This window comes from Pseudomonas sp. GZJR-8 (genome assembly GCF_002916705.1).
GTDB classification, from domain to species: domain Bacteria; phylum Pseudomonadota; class Gammaproteobacteria; order Pseudomonadales; family Pseudomonadaceae; genus Aquipseudomonas; species Aquipseudomonas synxantha_A.
Map to the genome: position 1 here is coordinate 64083 of NZ_JXSI01000001.1, position 22033 is coordinate 86115.

The following is a 22033-nucleotide window of genomic DNA, read 5'->3' on the forward strand; positions in this document are numbered from 1 at the left end:
GTTGCCGCCATTGCATGCTTATGGAAAACGCAACGATGCACTTTGTAAAATGGTTACGCACCGGCACCCTGCTGGTCGGTTTGAGTTTTTTACTGGGCGGCTGCGCCAGCGTCTCCCAAACTTCCACGCCGGCAACCCTGGATAAACTGTTGAGCGATCCGGCGCTGCAAGGCGCTACGGTCTCGCTGATGGTACGTGACGCCCGCACGGGCTCCACGCTGTATCAGCAAAACCCGCGCACCCGGTTGGTGCCCGCGTCCAACCTCAAGCTGTTGACCACAGCCGCGGCCATGGACGTGCTGGGGCCGCAATACCGCTTCGCCACCCAACTGCTGAGCAATGGCATACGCCAGGGCGACCGTTTGACCGGCAACCTGTACCTGCGTGGCCTCGGCGACCCGACCGTTCAGTTTGCCGATTACCAGGCCCTGGCCGCGCAGTTGGCCAGCCAGGGCGTGCGCCAGGTGCAGGGCGACCTGGTGTTCGATGACACCTGGTTCGACGCTGAGCGGCTGGGTGTCGACTGGTCTCACGATGACGAAACCACCTACTACGGCGCGCAGATTTCAGCGCTGACCGTGTCGCCTAATTCGGATTTCGATGCAGGCAGCGTACTGGTCACCGCGAAGGCTGCGCTGCGGGCCGGCTCGCCGGTAAGTGTCGAGATTTTTCCGCCCACCGATTACCTGCAACTGAGCAACCGCGCCATCAGTGGGCCAGGCAACAGCTATGGGATCAACCGTCGCCATGGCACCAACCTGTTGCAGCTCAGCGGTGCAGTGGCGCCGGGGCGGCAGAGCCAGCAATTGGTCAGCGTCTGGGAGCCGACGCAACTGGTCGCGAATCTATTCGAACAAGCCTTGGCGCAACAGGGCATCACCGTATTGGGGCGTCGAGTGATGGGTGGGGCAAGCCCGGCTGCAGTGACGGTGCTGGCCGAGCACCAATCGGCACCGTTGCAGGAGCTGATCGTGCCGCTGCTCAAGCTTTCGAACAACAACATGTCCGAAGCCTTGCTCAAGGCCATGGGCCGCCAGACCGCCAATAGCGGCACGGCAGCGGCGGGCGCCGTGGCAGTGGCCGGGTTTCTCAAGCGTCAGGGGCTGGACACCAGCACGTTCAGTCAGGTCGATGGCTCCGGCCTCTCGCGGCGCAATCTGGTGTCGTCGCAAACCCTCACCGACCTGCTACTGGTCGCCAGCAAACAGCCGTGGTTCGACGCCTGGTACAACGCGCTGCCGATTGCCGGCAACACCGACCGCATGACCGGCGGCAGCCTGCGCTACCGTCTGCGCGACACGCAGGCGCAGAACAACCTGCACGCCAAGACCGGCTCCATGGGCGGCGTGTCGTCATTGAGTGGTTACATCACCGACGCCGGCGGGCGCAAGCTGGTGTTCGCGATGCTGACCAACAACTACGTGGTGGCCGGCGCGCAGGTCAAGGCGTTGGAGGATCGCGTGGCAGTGGCGCTGTCTCGCAACGACGATTGATTCAGGGCTGATAGCCCATGCGCCAACTCACGGCCCGGGTCGCCGCCAGCAGGTGCTGCGCCGCCGGGCCATCTTCATCGGCATGGAACAGTGAGGTCGGGCCGACTACGGTCATCACTGCCGCCACTTGCCCGACCGCATTGAACACCGGTGCCGACAACGCATCCACGCCGGGCATCAGCAGGCCATGCACAAAGTGCAGGCCACGGCTGCGGATTTGTTCGCACACGCTGGCATAGGCCTGATCGTCTGCCAAGGTATGAGCGGTGCCGGCTTGAACCTCGCGTTCGCGCAGTTCCACCGTTTCCCGTGACGGCAGGTAAGCGCTGAACACCAGCCCGGTGGACGAACTGAGCAGCGGCAGCACTGAGCCCAACTGCGTCACAACGGTAACGGCGCGCACTGCCGGCTCGATCTGCACCACGGTCGCGCCCTGGTTGCCCCACACCGCCAGAAAGCAGGTTTCATTCAATTCATCGCGCAGCTCGGCCAGGGGCATGGCGCCGACTTTCAACACATCCATGCTGCCCAGCGCCGCCAGCCCCACGCGCAACGCCTCCCGGCCCAGGCCGTAATGGTTGGTGGCGGTGTTCTGCTCGGCAAATCCGGAGGCAATCAGCGCCTGCAAATAGCGGTGGACCTTGCTCGCCGGCATCTGCACATGTTCGGCCAGACGTGACAGCGAGGTGGCCGGGGACAATTCGGCCAGAGCCTTGAGAATATCGGTGCCGACTTCCGCCGAACGGACTTTCTGTTTACCGGTGTCGCGGGGCTTTTCCATGGAAGGGCGAGAATCCGAAAGATGAATGGGCGTCTTTATAGCTTGACGGTCAACAGTGATCAAATTACGTTATGCGTAACTGGATTACGATAAATACAACTGACCCCCAGAGGATGATCCATGACCCTCGAATACCTTTCGGGTTTCGGCAACGAATTCGCCAGCGAAGCCTTGCCTGGCGCATTGCCCGTCGGCCAGAACTCGCCGCAGAAGGCCCCCTACGGGCTGTATACCGAACTGTTTTCCGGCACGGCCTTCACCATGTCGCGCAGCGAAGCCCGGCGCACCTGGCTGTACCGCATCCAGCCGTCGGCCAATCACCCGGCGTTCATCAAGCTTGCGCAGCAATTGGCCGGTGGACCCTTGGGCGCAGTGACGCCCAATCGTCTGCGCTGGAACCCGCTGGATATTCCGAGTGAGCCGACGGACTTTATCGATGGACTGGTCGGCATGGTGGCCAACTCGGGGTCGGAAAAACCTTCGGGCATCAGCATCTACACCTACCGCGCCAATCGTTCCATGGAGCGCGTGTTCTTCAATGCCGACGGCGAACTGCTGATCGTGCCGGAGCAGGGCCGCCTGCGCATCGCCACCGAACTGGGCGCGCTGGACGTCGAGCCGCTGGAAATTGTCGTGCTGCCCCGTGGCCTCAAATTCCGTATCGAACTGCTGGATGCACACGCACGCGGTTATGTTGCCGAGAACCACGGCGCCCCGCTGCGCCTGCCCGACCTGGGCCCCATCGGCAGTAATGGCCTGGCCAACCCGCGTGACTTCCTCACGCCAGTGGCCCGCTACGAAGACCTCAAGCAACCGACCACGCTGGTACAGAAATTCCTTGGTGAACTGTGGGCCTGCGAGTTGGACCATTCACCACTCAACGTGGTCGCCTGGCACGGCAACAACGTACCGTACAAATACGACCTGCGTCGTTTCAACACTATCGGTACGGTGAGTTTCGATCATCCGGATCCGTCGATCTTCACCGTGCTGACCTCACCTACCAGCGTGCATGGCCTGGCCAACCTCGACTTCGTGATCTTCCCGCCGCGCTGGATGGTGGCCGAGAATACCTTCCGTCCGCCATGGTTCCATCGCAACCTGATGAACGAATACATGGGCCTGATCCAGGGCGCCTACGATGCCAAGGCCGAAGGCTTCCTGCCCGGCGGCGCGTCGCTGCACAGCTGCATGAGCGCCCATGGCCCGGATGGCGAGACCTGCACCAAGGCCATCAATGCGGACCTGGCGCCGCACAAGATCGATAACACCATGGCCTTCATGTTCGAGACCAGCCAAGTGCTGCGCCCGACCCAGTTCGCTCTGGAGTGCCCGCAGCTGCAACCTGCTTACGACGCGTGCTGGGCCTCACTGCCCGCCACCTTCAACCCGAATCGGAGATAGCCCATGACGCAACCAACGCAGACCCGCAGCTGGGTGGCCTCGGCCAACGGTCACGCGGATTTCCCCCTGCAGAACCTGCCCCTGGGCGTGTTCAGTATCAACGGCTCGGCCCCGCGCTGTGGCGTGGCGATCGGCGATATGGTCCTCGACCTGCACGCCGCGCTGGATGAATTTGACGGTGATGCCCGCCGTGCCGTTGAGGCAACAGCGGGTGGCCAATTGAACGCTTTTTTTGAACTTGGCCGTGGGCCACGCGTGGCGTTACGCGAGCGCCTGCTGGAGCTGCTGGTCGAAGGCAGCCAGCTGCAACAGCGCGAAGCGCAGGTGCTGCACCACGCCGCCGATTGCCAGATGCAATTGCCGGCGAAGATCAATGACTACACCGACTTCTACGTCGGCATCGAGCACGCGCAGAACGTCGGCAAACTGTTTCGCCCGGATAACCCCCTGTTGCCCAACTACAAGTACGTGCCGATTGGTTACCACGGCCGTGCGTCGACCATTCGCCCGTCGGGCACGCAGGTCCGGCGCCCCAAAGGCCAGACACTGCCGGCCGGCCAGTCCGAACCGACGTTCGGCCCCTGCGCACGCCTGGACTACGAACTGGAGCTGGGCATCTGGATCGGCCAGGGCAATGCCATGGGCGAAGCGATTGCCATCGGCGATGCGGCCGAGCATATCGCCGGTTTCTGCCTGCTCAACGACTGGTCGGCGCGAGATATCCAGGCCTGGGAATACCAGCCGCTGGGCCCGTTCCTGTCGAAAAGCTTTATCACCAGTATTTCGCCATGGGTGGTGACCGCCGAAGCGCTGGAGCCCTTTCGCAAAGCGCAACCGGCGCGGCCCGAGGGCGACCCGCAACCGCTGCCGTATCTGCTGGATAAACGTGATCAGAACGCGGGCGCCTTTGATATCGAGCTGGAAGTGCTGCTCACCACCGCCTCAATGCGCGAGCAGAACCTGCCCGCCCATCGCCTGACCTTGAGCAATACCGAGCATATGTACTGGACAGTGGCGCAAATGGTTGCGCACCACAGCGTCAACGGTTGCCAGTTGCAGGCCGGCGACCTGTTTGGTTCAGGCACCTTGTCCGGGCCGCAGCCGGGGCAGTTCGGCAGCCTGTTGGAAATTACCGAAGGCGGCAAGAAACCGATTGAATTGGCCTCGGGCGAGGTACGTAAATTCCTTGAAGACGGCGACGAAATCATCCTGCGTGGCCGTTGCCGCCGCGAAGGTTTTGCCAGCATCGGCTTCGGTGAATGCCGCGGTACTGTGGTTGCGGCACGTTAAGAGGGCAGGGTCATGGAACTCTATACTTACTACCGTTCCACCGCGTCGTATCGGGTACGTATTGCCCTGGCGCTCAAGGGCCTGGATTTCACCGCGCTGCCAGTCAACCTGCTGGTCCCGGCAGGCGGCGCCAATCACCAGCCCGAGTACCTGGCGATCAACCCTCAAGGACGTGTACCGGCGTTGCGTACTGATCAAGGGGAGACGTTGATCCAGTCACAGGCGATCATCGAATACTTGGAGGAGCGTTATCCACAGGTGCCGTTGCTCTCCAAAGACCCGGTAGCGCGCGCCCATGAGCGGGCGGTAGCGTCGATCATCGCCTGCGATATCCACCCGCTGCACAACTCCAGCACGCAGAACCTGTTGCGCAAGTGGGGGCACGATGAGGCGCAGTTGCTGGAGTGGATCGGGCACTGGATCAGCCAGGGCCTGGGCGCGGTGGAGCAGTTGATTGGCGACACAGGGTTTTGCTTTGGCGAGCAGCCGGGCTTGGCCGATACGTTTCTGATCCCGCAGTTGTACGCGGCCGAGCGTTTCAAGGTGCCCTTGGCGGCGTACTCGCGCATAGGGCGAGTGGCGGCGTTGGCGGCCCAACATCCGGCCTTCGTGCAGGCCCACCCCGCCAATCAACCTGACACACCGTAGAACCCTGTGGGAGGGAGCAAGTCGAATCGTCGCACCGCCCCTCCCACATTTGATCGTGCCAACCTAATAAAAAATAAAGGTACCTTGCGATGCACAATCAGATTGCCAGCTTTCGCGCGGCACTCGACGCCCGTCCGGTGTCGCGCTACCAGTGGTTGATTCTCGTGTTGCTGGCGTTGCTGCTGGTCACCGATGGCTACGACGCCCAGGTGCTGGGCTATGTAGTGCCGGCGCTGGCTCAGGATTGGGGCCTGGAAAAAGCTGCGTTTGGGCCGGTGTTCAGCGCCAACCTGCTCGGGTTGACCCTCGGCTCGCTGCTGGTGACACCGCTGGCGGATCGTTTCGGCGTGCGGCGCATCCTGTTGGCCTGTGTGCTGATCTACGCCAGCCTGACCGTACTGATGGTGTTTGCCAATTCCCTCACCACACTGATGGCGGCGCGGTTTATCTGCGGCATCGGCATGGGGGGCGCAATGCCCAGTGCCATGGCATTGATGTCTGAATATTCGCCGCCGCGCATGCGCACCTTGATGGTGACCCTGGCGGCCTGCGGCTTTTCGTTCGGCGGCGCGGCAGGCGGCTTTGTGGCGGCCGGGTTTATCGACAGCTTTGGTTGGCAGGCGGTGTTCCTGGCTGGTGGGGTAACGCCGTTGCTGCTGTTCCCGTTCCTGGTGTGGCTGTTGCCCGAATCCTTGCCACGCCTGTTGCGCGATGCACCGCCGTATCTGCGTTTGCGCAAAGTCACGGCGCGGATGCTGCCCGACTGGCAACCGCCGCCCGCGACCGAAGCTGAAAACCTGCAGGAACAAGGCAGCAAACTGACGGTGGTGGAGCTGTTTCGCAACGGCTACGCGCGCCCGACGCTGCTGATCTGGGCGACTTTTTTTGTCAGCCTGATTTTGCTGTATTTCATGATCAGCTGGTTGCCATCGCTGTTGCTCGAAAGCGGCCTGGCGCTGAACGAAGCCAACCTGGTCACGTCCATGTTCCTGTTTGCCGGCACCTTGGGCGCCATCCTCATGGCCTGGTTTGCCGACCGCCTGAAAAGCAAGGTGCGACTGTTGTCCGGCGTGCTGGCGGCGGCTGCGCTGTGCACCATCCTGCTGGGCTTGAACCACGACAATCCACGTTACCTGGTGGCCTGCGTGTTCGCCGCCGGGTTCTGCATCATCGGCGGGCAACTGACCCTCAATGCCTTTGCGAGCAATTTCTACCCGGCGCAGGTGCGCGCCACCGGCACAGGCTGGGCGTTGGGGGTAGGGCGTTTTGGATCAATCCTGGGGCCGCTGTTCGGCAGTATGTTGCTGGCGATGCATATACCGGTGGAGCAGATTTTCTTCTTTTGTGCGATTCCGGCGGTGATTGCGGCGCTGTTGATTATTCAGGTGCGGGCGCCGGGCTCCACTACGCTAAAAACGCCAGTGCCTGGCGATATTCTCAATCGCACCTAGGGGGCGTTCTCAATTAGTTTCCCCGTCGCGCCGGGTCTGCTGTTGTGCAGGGCAAGGCGCGAGAAGCGTGGTTTGGTCATTCCAAATAAGCTTCGAGCAACGCAGCCCTGCACAACAGCAGGCCCGGCCCTTCGGGTTGTGCCTTAAAGCGGGCCAGCCTGCGTTGCAGGCCTTGGAAAGGGAACAACCATTCCCTGCGGCCTGCGCCTTGCCTGGCCCGCTTTAAGGCGACAACGCGGCGGGGAAACTAATTGAGAACGCCCCCTAGGTCAATGCACCACTGAATTGGGCGGCAGGTGCCCCAACCGCTCGGTCAGGCGCAGGCGCTGGATCGGGTCATCACTGAGCATCAATGCGTGTTCCAGGTCAAAGCGCTCGGCGCTCGGGCAATCCAGTCGCTGGTACAGGCTGGCGCGGGCAAGGTAGTCGGCGGCGCTGGCATTGCCCAGTTCCAGTACGCGCTCGGCGTCCACCAGGGCAGCCAGGGGATCGTCGTTGGCGAGGTGCAGTTGGCGCAGGTTACGTGACAGCCGCTGCAGGATCGCCCTAGGCTCGGCGGTGTGCAGGTGGTCGGCGTGCAAGTTGAGTTTTGGCCCGTATTGGCGGTGCAGCAGTTCGCGACAGTCGTTGGGGTACAGGCGTCGACCGCCGCACGGGTCCAGCAGGTGGTCGGCACCGGGTACGCGTAGCAGGAAGTGGCCGGGGAAATTTACCCCGACCATGGGGATATCCAGGCGCCGTGCCATTTCCAGTGCGATCAGGCCCATGGCCAAGGGTTGCCCGCGTTTTCGCAGCAGCACTTTGTCCAGCAGCGCGGCGGCGGGGCGCAACGGGGTGTGATCATCCTGGGCAAACCCCAGGTCATTCAGGCGCCGCAGCAGCGGCTGGCCGAGTTCATCGGCCGGCAACAGGGGCATGCCCAGGCTGACCTGCTGTTGCAGTACGCGCAGCTCTTGCAGGATCAGCAACGGCTGTACGCTGGCATCGTGTTCGGCAGCCATCCACAGCGCGGCTTCAAACAGCGCAGGGGGTGAACGGTCCAGGCAGGCGAAAAAGGCTGTGCGGGGATTCATCGCGTTCTCCGGCGGATGCCCCGTTTTAGCCTTGCCAGGAAATTTCGTCCAGTATCTTGAAAAATATCCTGCGTGCTTATGTCCTGGATCTTACGAAACAGCGCGGCTTATTCCAGTGCAATCCAGCAGTTTTCTGCCGCGAGCCTATACTTTGTCCACAACCAAAAGTGATTCGGGAGCTCATTGATGTTTGCGCTCATGCACAGCACCCGCCTTGAATCGCTGCACCTGAGCGTCGACCCGGTGACCGGGCTGAAAGCGATCATCGCCATCCACAACAGTCGCCTGGGGCCTGCCTTGGGCGGCTGTCGCTACCTGGCTTACCCCAACGATGACAGTGCCGTGGCCGATGCCGCGCGCCTGGCCCAAGGCATGAGCTACAAGGCTGCCTTGGCCGGGCTGGCGGTGGGCGGCGGCACGGCGGTCATCATCCGCCCTGTGCACGTGGAGAGCCGCGCCGCGCTATTCGAGGCGTTTGGCCGCTGTATCGAAAAACTCGATGGCCGTTTCATTACCTCGATCGACAGCGGCACCTCGGTCGCCGACATGGATTGCATCGCCCAACACACCCGCTTCGTCACCAGCACCACCGCCGCCGGCGACCCTGCGCCCCATGCCGCCATGGGTGTATTTACCGGCATCCGCACCACCGCCATGGCGCGCCTGGGCAGCGACAACCTTGAGGGCCTGCGCGTAGCGGTGCAGGGCCTGGGCAACGTCGGTTATGCCCTGGCCGAGCAACTGCACGCCGCGGGTGCAGAACTGCTGGTCAGCGACATCGACCACGGCAAGGTGCAACTGGCCATGGAGCAACTGGGCGCCCACCCGATTGCCAACGATGCCTTGCTCAGCACACCCTGCGACATCCTCGCGCCCTGCGGCGTCGGCGCCGTATTCAACCGTAACAGCGTCGGCCAGTTGCGGTGCGCTGCCGTGGCAGGTTCGGCCAGCGCACAACTGACCAACCTGGACATCGCCGACCAGTTGGAAGGCCGCGGCATCCTCTATGCCCCGGACTACGTGATCAACTCCGGCGGCCTGATCTACGTCGCCCTCAAACACGCCGGCACCGACCTGCCCGGCATCACCGCGCACCTGTCGAACATTGGCACGCGCCTGACCGAAATCTTCGCCCACGCCCAGGCCGAAAAGCGCTCCCCCGCACGGATCGCCGATGAGCTGGCCGAACGCCTGCTGTACAAATAGGCCGGGCATTAAAAAGGCCCTGAATACATGATTCAGGGCCTGTTCAATTCGGGCTTTACTCTGCCGCCGGGTTCAACAGCTCGGACAGCGCGTCCGGTTGGCTCTTGAACGCCTTGGCAAATACATCGCGGTTCTTCGCCATGTAGATCCCGGCTTCTTCCACCTGCTGCTCGCTCAACGACGGCACGGCTTTTTGCAACACCTCTGCCAGCAACTCAGCGAGTTCAAGCATCTTGTCATGACGGTCAGCTTCGGCTTTATCCATGAACAAACGCTCCAGATCTCGGCTGCTGCGGTATACCACTTCGACGGCCATTCACCACCTCACATGCCTTCACGATAGTTGTCTTTTGCGACTACTGTATTTATATACAGCGAAAAGGATAAGCCAAACGACAGGGTTTGGATAGTAGGTTTTTAATGTAGCTGGGAAATGGGGACGCTGCGCACCCCAGCGGGAGCAAGCTCCCTCGCCACAATGATTGATTAAGTGCCTAATGTCAGCCCGCCACCATCTCACTATCCTGCCTATGGCCTTGTTTCTGCATACAGAACAACCGTCACGTCCAACCCGCATTATCCGGTCGAACCGACCTAAGGAAGCATCATCGTGAAAATCAACTGGGCCGAAAGGCTGCGCCAGCAAGTCCACGGGCTGGCCGAGTCCCTGGGCAATCTGTTTGTCGAGTCGTTTCACTACCTGGCGTTGTTTGCCATTGGTGCGGTGACAGCCTGGGCAGCGGTGATGGAGTTTTTGGGGATGCTGGAAAATGGGCACATCAAGATCGATGACATCTTGCTGCTGTTCATCTACCTGGAACTGGGCGCAATGGTCGGGATTTACTTCAAGACCAACCACATGCCGGTACGCTTCCTGATCTATGTGGCAATCACCGCGCTCACGCGTTTGCTGATCTCCAACGTGTCGCACCACAACCCGCCGGATGTAGGCATCATCTACCTGTGCGGCGGAATTCTGTTGTTGGCGTTCGCGATCCTGGTGGTGCGCTATGCGTCGTCGGCGTTCCCTTCGGTGAAGGTCGAGAGCCCGCGCCGCAAGGGCGAAGCGAGCCTTGAGACCGAGAAGGGCGAGCTTTAAAGCCCCACGCTGAAGGGCAGGGTACGGGCGGGCGGTCGCTGCAGGAGTTTGTGGCTGTCGCCGTCCGTCATCAGCTCCAGGATTTCCACGGCGCTATGACCCTGTTCGATGGCGATGCCGAACTGGATGCTTTGCACCAGGCGCTTGAGGCGCTGCGGGTCGTTGCGCTGTTCGGCGCTGATCATGCGCTTGGCCACCACGCCGGTCTCGTCCGAGAGGGTGAGCATGATGCTGCCGTCCAACCGTTGGATGCTCAGATTGACGCGGTATTGGGGGGTGAAGGTGTCGGTGATGATCTGAAAAGGATTGTCCATGGTGCGTTACCGCCTGATAAGAACATGCAGTCATTGACGGCCGGTGTCAGGATTAGTTCGCATTGCCTGACCATCGGCCAAATTCCGTTTTCCTCAATAGCTCTACAGCAAGGGCCGTGCCGTACAGGCGCTGGAAGCTCAAAGTGGGAGGGGGCTTGCCCCCGATAGCAGTCTTTGAGCCGAGTATTTATTGGCTGATACACCGCTATCGGGGGCAAGCCCCCTCACACATTTGATCTGCGTTGTGCTTGAGGTCAGTGAGCTATTTCAGGGCATCACGGAAAAAACGATCGCAGACAGCGCAATCAGCCCGATGACCACCACAAACACATTCGATACCTGACCTGAATACTGGCGCAAAGATGGCACGCGGCGAATCGCGTACATCGGCATCAGGAACAGCAGGCACGCGATGATCGGCCCGCCCATGGTTTCGATCATGCCCAGGATGCTTGGGTTGAAGGTGGCCACGGCCCAGCAGGTCAGCACCATGAACAGCGCGGTGGAGCGTTCCAGCCATTTCGCCGACATCGAGCGGTTGCGCCCGCGCAGGGATTTGACGATCAAGCCCTGGAAGCCTCCGCTGGCGCCGATGTAGTGGCCCAGGAACGATTTGGTAATCGCCACCAGCGCGATCAGCGGCGCGGCGTAGGCGATTACTGGGGTCTGGAAGTGGTTGGCCAGGTACGACAGGATCGAGATGTTCTGCGCCTTGGCGGCGGCCAGGTCAGCAGGTGACAGCGCCAGTACGCAACTGAAGCAGAAGAACATCACCGTCAATACCATCATGGCGTGGGCGGTGGCGAGGATGCCGCTGCTTTTGCGCTCGGCCTGGGCGCCGTAGACGCGCTTCTGGTCCACGGCGAAAGCGGAGATGATCGGTGAGTGGTTGAACGAGAACACCATCACCGGGATCGCCAGCCACAGCGTCTTGAAGAACAGCGGCAGCGGCATGCCTTCGCTGGCGGAGGCGAAGAACGCGCCATTCCAGTTGGGGATCAGGCTGACAGCCAGCAGCAACAGCGCAGCAACGAAAGGGTACACCAGCACACTCATGGCCTTGACGATCACACCCTGGCCACAACGCACGATGGCCATCAGGCCGAGGATCAGCACCAGGGACAAGATCGCACGGGGCGGTGGGGTCATGTGCAGTTGGTGCTCCATGAAACTGCCCAATGTGTTGGTCAGTGCCACGCTGTACACCAGCAGGATCGGGAAGATCGCAAAGAAGTAGAGCAGGGTGATCAGCTTGCCGGCGCCGACACCAAAGTGTTCCTCGACCACTTCGGTGATGTCGCCGGATTTGCCCGACAACACAAAGCGCGTCAGCCCACGGTGGGCGAAGAAAGTCATCGGAAAAGCCAGCAGCGCCAGCACGATCAGCGGCCAGAACCCGCCGACGCCTGCGTTGATCGGCAGGAACAGGGTACCGGCGCCGATGGCGGTGCCGTAGAGGCCGAGCATCCAGGTGGTGTCGTGTTTGGTCCAGCCGGTGGTAACGGTGTTGTCCAGAGCGGGATTTTCGGCAGCAGGTGTACGTACATCAGTCATCGGTATTGCCTCGTTATTATTTTTGCGCGGGCTCACGTTGGGGCGGGTAGCAGTGCTCCGATCAGCACTCCACCCAGCTGACCGCCAGGCCGCCCCGTGAAGTTTCTTTGTATTTGTCATGCATATCGGCGCCGGTATCGCGCATGGTGCGGATTACCCGGTCGAGGGAAATGAAGTGCTTGCCGTCACCGCGCAGGGCCATTTGCGTGGCGTTGATCGCCTTGACCGCGGCAATGGCATTACGCTCGATGCACGGCACCTGCACCAGGCCGCCGACCGGGTCGCAGGTCAGGCCGAGGTTATGTTCCAGGCCGATTTCGGCGGCGTTTTCCAGTTGCTCGGGGGTGGCGCCGAGAATATCGGCCAGGCCGGCGGCGGCCATGGCGCAGGCCGAGCCCACTTCGCCCTGGCAGCCGACTTCGGCGCCGGAGATCGAGGCGTTTTTCTTGCAGAGGATGCCGACGGCGGCGGCGGCCAGGAAGAAATTGACCACATCATCGTCAGACGCGTCGGCGTTGAATTTCATGTAGTAATGCAGCACCGCCGGGATGATGCCGGCCGCGCCATTGGTCGGGGCAGTGACCATGCGCCCGCCGGCGGCGTTTTCTTCGTTGACGGCGAGGGCGAACAGGTTGACCCATTCCATCGCCGACAAGGTTGAAGTGATCACATTGGGTTTGCCGATTTCCAGCAGGCTGCGGTGCAGTTTCGCCGCCCTGCGCGGTACGTCCAGGCCGCCGGGCAGGATGCCTTCATCGCGCAGGCCCTGTTCCACGCATTCGCGCATCACCGACCAGATGTGCAGCAGGCCACTACGGATCTCTTCGTCGCTGCGCCACGCACGTTCGTTGGCCATCATCAGTTCGGAAACCCGCAAGCCATGCTTGTTGCACAACGCCAGCAGTTCCACGGCACTGGAAAAGTCGTAGGGCAATTGCACGTCGCTGGTCGGCGCAATGCCCGAGGCGGCCTCCGCGGCTTCGATGATGAAACCACCGCCTACCGAGTAATAGGTCTGCTCGCTCAGAGGGCCGTTGTCGCCATAGGCGTGCAGGGACATGGCGTTGGGGTGGTAAGGCAGGCTTTCATCCAGCAGCAACAGGTCGGTTTGCCAGTTGAAAGCGATTGCCTGGGAGCCGGCCAACAGCAATTGACCCGACTCACGCAGTTGCTGGATACGCGCATTGATCGAGGTGGGGTCGACGCGGTCCGGCCATTCGCCCATCAAGCCCATCACACAGGCGCGATCAGTGGCATGGCCTACGCCGGTGGCGGACAGCGAGCCGTACAGACGCACTTCAACGCGGCGGGTTTGGCTGAGCAAATGCTGATCGGTCAGGGCCTGGGCGAACGTCGCGGCAGCGCGCATCGGGCCGACGGTATGGGAGCTGGAGGGGCCAATGCCCACCTTGAATAAATCGAAAACACTGATAGCCATGCTAAAGCCTTACAAGCAATGGAGTAGAAATCGCTGCCATGTTTTGTAGAGCAGGCGGAATTGGCGCGATACTGAGCCTCTGGATCGGCACTGACCAACGAATTATCCTAAGACACCCTTTAGCAGGACTAAACGCTATGACCCGCCCCCTTCACGGCCAGACCTATGTGTGGCTGCATGTGTTTTCTTGCGCTGCACGGCATCTGTCGTTCACCCGCTGCGCCGAAGAACTGCACATCACACCGGGGGCGGTGAGCCAGCAGATTCGCCAGTTGGAGGAGCGCCTGGGCTTTCGGCTGTTTCATCGGCGCGCCCGTGGCGTTGAACTCAGCGCCGAGGGGCAGCGCCTGGCGGCGGTGGTCGGCGAGGCTTATGGCAGCATTGATGCGGAATTGCAGCGCTTGGATGCCGGGATGATCAGCGGCACCCTGCGCCTGCGCTCGATCCCCTCGTTTCTCGGCAAATGGCTGACCCCGCGCCTGCCACGTTTGCAGCAGCGCTTTCCCGACATCCAACTGCGCATGGTCGCCGAAGACAGCAGCATCGCCCTGCATGAAGGCGACTTCGACCTGGCCATCGACCTCAACGATGGCAGCTACCCCGGCTTGTTATCCACAGCCCTGCTGGACGAGCAGATATTCCCGGTGTGCGCCCCCAGCCTTCTACGTGGACGGCCGCCGTTGCATGGCCCGGCCGATCTGGCGCATTTTCCGCTGCTGCACGACATCACTGCCTGGCGTGGGAGTTATGAATATGCCGAGTGGGAGTTCTACCTGAATGCCATCGGCCACCACGGTGCCGACGTGCGGCGCGGGCATACCTTCAACCGCAACCACCTGACCATCGAAGCCGCCATTGCCGGCATGGGGGTAGCGATTGCGCGGCGCACGTTGCTCAATGATGAACTGGAGCGCGGCACCCTGATTGTGCCGTTTGGCCTGGCCGTGCCCAACCATAAGCGCTATGTGCTGCTGTATGCGCCAGGTGCATTGAGCCACCCCGGCGTGCGCGCGGTGCACGACTGGCTGGTGGAGGAAGCAGGGATTTTTCGCGGTTTGCACCCGTTGGGAGAGGGGCAATTGTGAGGAAAACAGAACGTAAGAAGTTGTAACTAACTCCCCACCCTACCAGCGTTTTTGCCCGTCGTCAGGGTTAATTTGTAATGTAGGATTTATCTTTGCAAAGGGGTTGAATTGTTTCAGCAGGTGCTCAATTGTGTAATCAGGAGGTCATGGTTTCACCACCCCGGTGTTGCAGTTTGTGATCTCTGGCGAGCTAGCTGAAATAAGGGAAGAACTATGCAAATCCAAGTCAATAGCGATAACCATATTGAAAGCAGCATCCGACTGGAGGAGTGGGTACGTACTACCATTGAGAGCACGCTCGAACGTTACGAAGAAGACCTGACCCGCGTTGAGGTCTACCTGCGGGATGAGAACGGCGACAAGCCCGGTCCCCACGATTTAAGTTGCCGCCTGGAAGCACGGCCAAAGGGCCATCAACCGGTTTCCGTGTGCCATAAAGCCGATACGCTGGAACAAGCGATCGATGGCGCCGCCACCAAGTTGGACCATGCGTTGGAACACCTGTTTGGCAAACTGCAAGGCAAGCCCCGCGCTGCCGCGAAAACCCAGCCAATCAACAAAGTGAATGAAGACGCGCTTGAAGAGGAATTCCTGGAAAACGAAAACGCTGCAATCAACGGCTGACCGTTTTTTAAACCCCCACTGAAAACGGGCCTGCATATGCAGGCCCGTTTTCGTTCAACACCGTCGCTGGAAGAAATACCGGCTCAGAGCGGCCAGTCCGCAAGCGCCCAAGCCCGCAAACAGCATGGCCCAACCAGCACCGCTACGCAGGGCCGTCTGTGCCTCCAGGCTTGTGAGGCCAGGCGCGTTCAGCTTGCCCGCCGCAATATGCTGGCTGAGGGTTGCCCAATCCGCCGCCGTGCTGGTCGGCAATACATTGGCCAGGTGATGGCTGATTCCGAGCAACAGCACCAGCCCCATCAATGCGATGTTGAGCGCCAGGGTGATCAGCCGTGCGCTGAAGTCGATGCCCGAGGCCATGCCTGCGCGGTCAGTCGAGACGGCGCCGGTAGTGGTATTGGTGGTCGGCGAATTGGTCAGCGCCAGCCCAATGCCGGCGATCGCGCAACTGAGCAGCACCAGTGCTGTGCTGGGCTGTTCGGCGTAATTAACCGCGGCCATGCCCAAAAAACCTGCGCCCATCGTCCCCAGGCCCAGGGGGATGATGCGTTCGGCGCCAAAGCGCAGGGCCAGGCGTTCGGCCAATGGCGGTACCAACAAAGTGGGCAAGGTATACGCGAGCAGTGCGGCGCCGGTGGTCAGCGTGTCGTAACCCAGGCCCGCCTGGAAATACAGTGGCAAGTAGATCATGAACGGCCAGAAGCTGAAGTTCATGCCGATTGAGCCCATCAAGGCGCCGTTGAAACGTTGGATGCGGAACACCGAGAAGTCGAACATCGGATGGGCGCTGCGCCGTTCGATCAAGATAAACAGCAGCAGTCCGAAGACCGACAGGCCGGCCCAGCCGAGCATCACCGGGGTGCCGAAGCCGTTCTCGCTGCCCTGGGTGATGAAGTAGACCAGCGCAAACACCGCCAGCGTCATGGTCAACATGCCGGTAATGTCGAGGCGATGGCTGGCCGGGTCACGGGATTCCTGCACGCTGATGTGCAGCAGCGCCAAGGTAAACAGGGTCAGTGGTACATGCACCAGGAACACCCAGCGCCAGTCCGCGACGGCCAGTATCACTGCCCCGATCATCGGCCCGAAACCCAGGCCCACGCCAGCAATTACGCCCCATATCGCGAACGCTCGCGCCCGCGCCGCCGGTTCGCGGAACTGGTGGGACAAGATGGCAAACTGGCAAATCATCATCGCGCCGGCGCCAATGCCCTGGATGAACCGCGCCACGATCAGTGTCGGCGCATCGTTGGCCAGGCCACACGCCAGCGAGGCCAGGGCGAACACCCACAGACACAGCACCAGCACGCGCCGCCTACCGAAACGATCCGCCAGCGTGCCTGCCGCCATCAGCACGCTGGTGCAGGCCAGGGTGTAGGCATTCATGATCCATTGGGCGTCTTGAAAGCCGGTGCCCAATTCCTGTTCCAGCGTCGGCAGGATCACCGGCACGCTGGAGATTTCCAGGCCGAACATGAGGGCCACCAGGCAAACGGCGGTGAGGGCCAGGGCATTTCTGGCGGTGCTCGGCGGGTTGAGGGCCGATGCAGCTGCGGCGGACGGCATGACGAGTTCCTTTCAAATAGGGGAGGGCTCTATTCTCTCGGGAACCGGATTCTTTATTCGTGATAAGTTTTCCATTGATATGGGAATCAAAGGCGACAATTGACGCATGGCTACCCCGCGTTTTGATGGCGTTGAGCTGTTTTTGCAAATCGTCGAGAGCGGCAACCTGACCGACGCCGCCGAGCGCCTGAACCTTACACGCTCGGCCGTCGGTAAAGGCTTGGCGCGTCTGGAGGCGCGGCTGGGCACGTGCCTGTTGCAGCGCTCCACGCGCCGCCAGCGGTTGACCGAGGACGGGCAGGCGTACTACGAACATTGCCTGCGCGCATTGGCCGAACTGGAAGCGGCCGAATCGGTGCTCGAAAGTGGTCGGCAACAACCACGGGGACGGCTGAGGGTCAGTGTGCCGCTGGCGTTCGGGCACCACTATGCGGCACCGGCCTTGTGGGGCTTGATGGAGAGTTACCCTGAACTTGAAATCGAGATTTGCTTCTCCGACCGCATGATCGATTTGGCGCAAGAAGGCTTCGACATGGCCGTACGCATCGGCCCGTTGCCGGACACCGACCGCCTGAGTGCCCGTCGCCTGGGCCAGCAGGCCATGGGGCTGGCAGCCTCGCCGGCGTATCTGCAGCGCAAGGGCGCCATTGAACGTATCGAAGACCTGGCCGCTCATCGCGGCATTGCGTATCGCAGCAACACCACGCATCGCTCGCGTCTGGCTTCGCCCCTGATAGTGGACGACCTCCAGGCGCTAGCCGATGCCGCCATCGCGGGCGTGGGCCTGGCCTGGTTGCCGAGTTGGTTGATAGCTCACTATGCGCTGCGGGGGCAATTGGAAGCGGTGCTGCCCAGCTATCGCGAACAGCCTGCGCCGATCCATGTGGTCTGGCCGACGGCGGTGCATATGCCGGCCAAGACACGGTGTGCCATCGATGCGTTGGTGGCGGCCACGCCCAGTTGCCTGGCGGGCAGCTGAAGTTGGTTAGGTCCAATGTGGGAGGGGGCTTGCTCCCGATGGCGGTGTATCAGTGGCAAATGTACCGACTGACACACCGCCATCGGGAGCAAGCCCCCTCCCACAGTAGGTTCTGTGTTGTTCTGCAGATTTGGGTCAGAACGCGATAGAGGTTTGCACATACACCGTACGCGGCTCACCCACATACTTGCCCTTGTTGTTGTCGTCAAACGAGCGGGTGTAGTACTGCTTGTTGAAGATGTTCTTCACCCCCACCGCCACATTCAAATCCGACAATTGCGGGCCGAAGTCATAGGCCGCGCGGCTGCTGAACAGCATGTAGCCGGGGATGCGCCCATTGGCACCGTCGGCGCTTTCGGCCTGGGTGTTGGCATTGTCGGCGAATTGGCTGCTCTGGTAGCTGCTGTCCACATTCAGCTTCCACGGGCCTTCGGTGTAACCCACGCCGAGGGTGCCTTTGTGCTTGGACGAGAAGGGCACGCGGTTGCCTTTGTTCGGGCCGTCTTCGCGAATGGTCGCGTCGACATAGGCATAAGTGGCATACACATCGAAACCCGCCAGCGCCGGGCTCAGGCCGTCGAGCGCATAGTTGATGCTCGACTCAATGCCCTGGTGACGGGTTTCACCGCGGGCGATCACCGTGTCGTTGGTCTGGTTGCTGTCGTACTGGTTGTCGAAGTTGATCAGGAACGCGCCGATTTCTGCGCGCAGGCTGCCATTGTCGTATCGCGTGCCGAGTTCCCAGGTGCGGGCTTTTTCCGGTTTTACTTCGCCGCTGTTCACGCGGTTGGGCATCTGGCTGTACTGCACGCTGCCGAACGAGCCTTCGGTGTTGGCGTAGAGGTTCCAGTCGTCGGTGAGGTGATAGAGCACGTTCAGTGCCGGCAGTGCGGTGTTGTAGTCGCCTTTGTATTTGACGTTGCTGAGGTTGTTGGTCTGCTGGGACTCGATCATCTCGTAGCGCACGCCCGGTGTGATGGTCCACTTGCCGATATCAATGCGGTCGTCGATAAAGAACGCGTTGGCTTCAGTGCCGCCACGGGTGTCGCGGTCGTTGCGACTGTTGGTGGTGGGGATTTGCTGGTTGGCGGCAATCGGCGTGCGGTAGCGCAACTCGTGGCCGGCTTCATTGATATAGCGATAGCCGACACCCACTTCATGGCTGGTCGGGCCAAGGTCGAAGCCCTGGGCGAAGCGGGTTTCCAGGCCGCGTACCCAGTATTCGCGTGGCGACAGCGACAGGAAGCTGCCCTGGTCCAGGTAACCGCTGCGCAGGGTCTTGGTGAAGAAACTGTTGACCGTGAATTCGCGGCGGTCCTGCTCGTAGCGATAGCCGACGTTGAACATCGTACGGCGGCCCCAGAATTTGTCGTACGGGCGGGTGGACTGATACGGATCGGCCTTGTAATCCTTGACGTTCAAGCCTCCGGGCATGTCGGCCTGGCCTTCGTAGTACTGCGCCATGGCGTTGAAGCTGTTGGCGTCGTCCAGTTGGTATTTGCCCTTGAGGATCAGGTCGTCGATGCGCGTGTTGCTGTTTTCGCGCCAGTCGCCACCCCGGGTGCCGGAGTACAGGATCGCGCCGCCCAAGCCGTTGTCAGCAGTGCCGCCGGCCAGCAGGTTGCCGGTGGTCTTGAAGCCGTCGTGGCTGGAAGACGGGCTGGTCTCGGTCTGCAAGCCGCCCTTGACCGTGGGCGCATCCGGGATGGCGCGGGTCACGAAGTTGACGATGCCGCCGACGTTTTGCGGGCCATAACGCACCGCACCGCCGCCACGGACCACGTCTACCGCGTCCATGTTGCCCATGCTGATCGGCGCAAAGGACAACTGCGGCTGGCCATAGGGCGCGAAGGGCACCGGGATGCCATCCATCAGCACCGTGGAGCGCGATGCCAGGCGCGGGTTGAGCCCGCGAATGCCGAAGTTCAGCGCCATGTCATGGCTGCCGGTGCCGTTGTTTTCCGGGGCGTTGACGCCGGGAATGCGGTTGAGCACGTCGCGGGCTTGGGTTGCACCTTGGCGTTCGAACTCCTCGCGGCGGATCACATCACGGGCGCCGGGGTGTTCGAACACGTTGGTTTGCGCCGCGTCACCGAGCCAGTCGCCGACCACGTTGGAGGTTTGCAGTTCGAGGGTGGCGGGGGCGCCAGCCGGTTGCAGGCTGAAGGCGTTGTCGCCCTCGGCCCGGGCTTGCAGGCCGGTGCCCTCCAGCAGTTTGCTCAGGCCCTCGGCCGCGCTGTAATTGCCCGACAGGCCATGGCTTTGCATACCAGCCGTCACATCAGAACCGAACGACACCAGCACACCGGCTTGGCGACCAAATTGGTTCAGGGCCGCCTCCAGGGTGGTCGGCGCGATGTGGTACGCCTTGGCGTCGGCGGCCATCACCGCAGGCAGCACGGTCAGGCTGAGGCTGGCGCCCAGTAGGAGTTGGCGCAAGGTGCGGGCAAGAAGCGTCGGTTGCTGGGGCATGAAGGTGGTCCTGAGAAGGAAGGATCAAGGTGGCTTTCCTTCTCTGTCACGCCAGGTGCGGAAAACAGCTCACACACATGCAAAATAAATTCAGGCTCGGGCCTGCACGGTCACCCAATAGCGGGTAAAGCGCCGAACTTTCACCGGCAGGCTGATTTCCAGCAGGTCCAGGATGCGTTCGCTGTTATCCAGCGGGTAGCTGCCGGACAGCAAAAGGTTTGCCACCTGCGGGTCACAATTGAGCTGGCCGCGACGATAACGCCCCAGTTCATTCAAGAAGTCTTCAAGGCGCATGTGTGCAGCCACCAACATACCGTCGGCCCAGGCGCCGCTGTTGGCGTCGGTGGCGCGTGGGGTGTCCCAGCCTTTGCGGGTGAAATTGACCTGGCGTGCGGCATCGACGCTCAGCGGCAAGCCGCTGTAGTTGTTGGGCATCACCTCGACCTGGCCGGCCAGCACCGCCAATTGGGTGTGGTCGTTGAACTGGCGCACATTCAAGCGCGCCGCCTGGCTGCTGAGCAGGCCCTGGCCGGTCAGCACGCGCAACGGCGTATCACCGGCACGGGAGGTGAGCAGGATTTCCCCTTCGAGCAGGCGTACCAGGCGCTGCCGACCGTCGAAATGTACATCCACCGCGCTGCCGGTGTTGAGCTGCAACTGGCTGCCGTCGGCCAATTGCACCGTACGGCGCTGGCCAACCGGGCTGCGATAGTCGGCGCTCAGCGGCGGCAGAATATGTTGCTGACGCAGGCTCCAGGCCGCTGCCGAGCCAGCGCCCAGGATCAACAGCAACTTCAGCGCCTGGCGTCGGCTGCTGGAGCGCGGTGCATTCAACGCAGCGTGCGCCAGGGGCGAGGGCATCCCGCGCAAGCGCTGATTGACCTGCTGAATCTGCTCCCACGCACGCTGGTGCTCGCTGTGGGCGTTCAGCCATTGTTGCCAGGCCGCTTGCTGGCGAGGGTTGAGCGCGCCTTGCTGCATTTCCAGCAGCCAGTGCACGGCTTGTTCGGCGACTTGGCTGGACACGTTCATAGGGCGAAGTAGCAGCGCATGGCGGCTTTGGTCAGGTGGCGTTTGACCGTGGCGATGGAAATGCCCAGTTCTGCGCTGATTTGCGCGTAGGTCAGGCCGTCGAGCTGGGCCAGCAGGAACGCGCGTTTAACCAGCCTGGGCAGGCCGTCGAGCAGTTGGTCCAGCTCCAGCAGGGTTTGCAGAATGATTGCGCGGTCTTCTTCCGATGGCGCCACGTGCTCGGGCATTTGCGCCAAAGCATCGAGGTAGGCGCGCTCCAGGTCCTGGCGGCGATAGAAGTTGCACAGCACGCGCTTGGCCACGGTGGTGAGGAAGGCGCGGGGCTCGATCAGTGTCGGGGTATCCCGTGCGCTGAGCACGCGAATAAAGGTGTCCTGGGCCAGGTCGGCCGCGTTTTCCGGGCAGCCGAGCTTGCGTCGCAACCAGCCGGTGAGCCAGTGGTGATGGTCGTTATACAAAACTTCGACGGTGTTGGACGGCTGCAACGCGATCACTCCACAAGCATTGATATGCCTTAGAGAACA

Annotated in this window: 20 protein-coding genes; 10 read left to right on the forward strand and 10 right to left on the reverse strand. The window is 61.7% G+C overall.

Features of this window, described 5'->3' with window-relative positions:
* The first annotated feature begins 35 nt into the window (after positions 1-35).
* Positions 36-1493 (forward strand): D-alanyl-D-alanine carboxypeptidase/D-alanyl-D-alanine-endopeptidase, encoded by a 1458-nt coding sequence (gene dacB, locus TK42_RS00260; RefSeq protein WP_103733367.1) that lies wholly within the window; start codon positions 36-38, stop codon positions 1491-1493.
* A 1-nt stretch (position 1494) separates the two neighbouring features.
* On the opposite strand, the gene TK42_RS00265 is transcribed toward dacB, so the two are convergent.
* Positions 1495-2274, reverse strand: coding sequence for an IclR family transcriptional regulator (locus TK42_RS00265; RefSeq protein WP_032877646.1), 780 nt, complete (start codon positions 2272-2274; stop codon positions 1495-1497).
* 120 nt (positions 2275-2394) lie between these two features.
* Here TK42_RS00265 and hmgA point away from each other — a divergent pair, with 120 nt between their 5' ends.
* The 4 genes from hmgA to TK42_RS00285 all read left to right on the forward strand — a co-directional run bounded on the left by hmgA (position 2395) and on the right by TK42_RS00285 (position 7067).
* On the forward strand, positions 2395-3678 hold the full coding sequence (hmgA, locus tag TK42_RS00270) for a homogentisate 1,2-dioxygenase (protein ID WP_103733368.1): 1284 nt from the start codon (positions 2395-2397) through the stop codon (positions 3676-3678).
* A 3-nt stretch (positions 3679-3681) separates the two neighbouring features.
* Positions 3682-4968, forward strand: a complete 1287-nt coding sequence (gene fahA / locus TK42_RS00275) for a fumarylacetoacetase (RefSeq protein WP_103733369.1) — start codon at positions 3682-3684, stop codon at positions 4966-4968.
* A 12-nt stretch (positions 4969-4980) separates the two neighbouring features.
* The gene (gene maiA, locus TK42_RS00280) at positions 4981-5616 is read left to right on the forward strand and encodes a maleylacetoacetate isomerase (RefSeq protein ID WP_103733370.1); all 636 of its coding nucleotides are present in this window, start codon (positions 4981-4983) and stop codon (positions 5614-5616) included.
* Positions 5617-5705: 89 nt separating this feature from the next.
* Positions 5706-7067 carry an aromatic acid/H+ symport family MFS transporter gene (locus TK42_RS00285; RefSeq protein ID WP_103733371.1) on the forward strand — a complete coding sequence of 454 codons (1362 nt, stop codon included), beginning with the start codon at positions 5706-5708 and terminating at the stop codon, positions 7065-7067.
* 269 nt (positions 7068-7336) lie between these two features.
* On the opposite strand, the gene TK42_RS00290 is transcribed toward TK42_RS00285, so the two are convergent.
* Positions 7337-8140 carry a SirB1 family protein gene (locus TK42_RS00290; protein WP_103733372.1) on the reverse strand — a complete coding sequence of 268 codons (804 nt, stop codon included), beginning with the start codon at positions 8138-8140 and terminating at the stop codon, positions 7337-7339.
* A 186-nt stretch (positions 8141-8326) separates the two neighbouring features.
* On the opposite strand from TK42_RS00290, the gene TK42_RS00295 reads away from it, so the two are divergent.
* Positions 8327-9346: a Glu/Leu/Phe/Val dehydrogenase dimerization domain-containing protein gene (locus TK42_RS00295; protein WP_103733373.1), complete on the forward strand. Its 1020-nt coding sequence runs from the start codon at positions 8327-8329 to the stop codon at positions 9344-9346.
* Between the two features lie 55 nt (positions 9347-9401).
* Here TK42_RS00295 and TK42_RS00300 read toward each other — a convergent pair whose 3' ends face one another.
* A complete protein-coding gene (locus TK42_RS00300; RefSeq protein WP_003188807.1) occupies positions 9402-9662 on the reverse strand; it encodes a YebG family protein in 261 nt (86 codons plus the stop codon).
* A gap of 294 nt (positions 9663-9956) precedes the next feature.
* On the opposite strand from TK42_RS00300, the gene TK42_RS00305 reads away from it, so the two are divergent.
* Positions 9957-10445, forward strand: a complete 489-nt coding sequence (locus TK42_RS00305) for a phosphate-starvation-inducible protein PsiE (protein WP_003188808.1) — start codon at positions 9957-9959, stop codon at positions 10443-10445.
* Here TK42_RS00305 and TK42_RS00310 read toward each other — a convergent pair.
* The 3 genes from TK42_RS00310 to TK42_RS00320 all read right to left on the reverse strand — a co-directional run bounded on the left by TK42_RS00310 (position 10442) and on the right by TK42_RS00320 (position 13751).
* The gene (locus TK42_RS00310; RefSeq protein WP_032877639.1) at positions 10442-10759 is read right to left on the reverse strand and encodes a DUF3509 domain-containing protein; all 318 of its coding nucleotides are present in this window, start codon (positions 10757-10759) and stop codon (positions 10442-10444) included. The genes TK42_RS00305 and TK42_RS00310 overlap by 4 nt on opposite strands.
* Positions 10760-11026: 267 nt before the next feature.
* Positions 11027-12313, reverse strand: a complete 1287-nt coding sequence (locus tag TK42_RS00315; protein WP_103733374.1) for a serine/threonine transporter — start codon at positions 12311-12313, stop codon at positions 11027-11029.
* 61 nt (positions 12314-12374) lie between these two features.
* Positions 12375-13751, reverse strand: coding sequence for an L-serine ammonia-lyase (locus tag TK42_RS00320; RefSeq protein WP_103733375.1), 1377 nt, complete (start codon positions 13749-13751; stop codon positions 12375-12377).
* A gap of 137 nt (positions 13752-13888) precedes the next feature.
* On the opposite strand from TK42_RS00320, the gene TK42_RS00325 reads away from it, so the two are divergent.
* The gene (locus TK42_RS00325; protein ID WP_005785109.1) at positions 13889-14836 is read left to right on the forward strand and encodes a LysR substrate-binding domain-containing protein; all 948 of its coding nucleotides are present in this window, start codon (positions 13889-13891) and stop codon (positions 14834-14836) included.
* A 213-nt stretch (positions 14837-15049) separates the two neighbouring features.
* Positions 15050-15460, forward strand: a complete 411-nt coding sequence (locus tag TK42_RS00330) for an HPF/RaiA family ribosome-associated protein (RefSeq protein ID WP_032877636.1) — start codon at positions 15050-15052, stop codon at positions 15458-15460.
* A 54-nt stretch (positions 15461-15514) separates the two neighbouring features.
* Here TK42_RS00330 and TK42_RS00335 read toward each other — a convergent pair whose 3' ends face one another.
* On the reverse strand, positions 15515-17026 hold the full coding sequence (locus TK42_RS00335; RefSeq protein WP_103733376.1) for an MFS transporter: 1512 nt from the start codon (positions 17024-17026) through the stop codon (positions 15515-15517).
* A 106-nt stretch (positions 17027-17132) separates the two neighbouring features.
* Here TK42_RS00335 and TK42_RS00340 point away from each other — a divergent pair, with 106 nt between their 5' ends.
* Positions 17133-18005 carry a LysR family transcriptional regulator gene (locus TK42_RS00340; protein WP_032877634.1) on the forward strand — a complete coding sequence of 291 codons (873 nt, stop codon included), beginning with the start codon at positions 17133-17135 and terminating at the stop codon, positions 18003-18005.
* A 135-nt stretch (positions 18006-18140) separates the two neighbouring features.
* Here the strand turns inward: TK42_RS00340 and fecA are convergent, their stop codons facing one another.
* The 3 genes from fecA to TK42_RS00355 form a co-directional block, all read right to left on the reverse strand.
* The gene (gene fecA, locus TK42_RS00345; protein ID WP_103733377.1) at positions 18141-20477 is read right to left on the reverse strand and encodes a TonB-dependent Fe(3+) dicitrate receptor FecA; all 2337 of its coding nucleotides are present in this window, start codon (positions 20475-20477) and stop codon (positions 18141-18143) included.
* A gap of 90 nt (positions 20478-20567) precedes the next feature.
* A complete protein-coding gene (locus TK42_RS00350) occupies positions 20568-21509 on the reverse strand; it encodes a FecR domain-containing protein (RefSeq protein ID WP_103733378.1) in 942 nt (313 codons plus the stop codon).
* Entirely contained in the window at positions 21506-21994 is a 489-nt protein-coding gene (locus tag TK42_RS00355) for a sigma-70 family RNA polymerase sigma factor (protein WP_103733591.1), read from the reverse strand. Before TK42_RS00355 ends, TK42_RS00350 begins: the two co-directional genes overlap by 4 nt.
* Between the last annotated feature and the right edge of the window lie 39 nt (positions 21995-22033).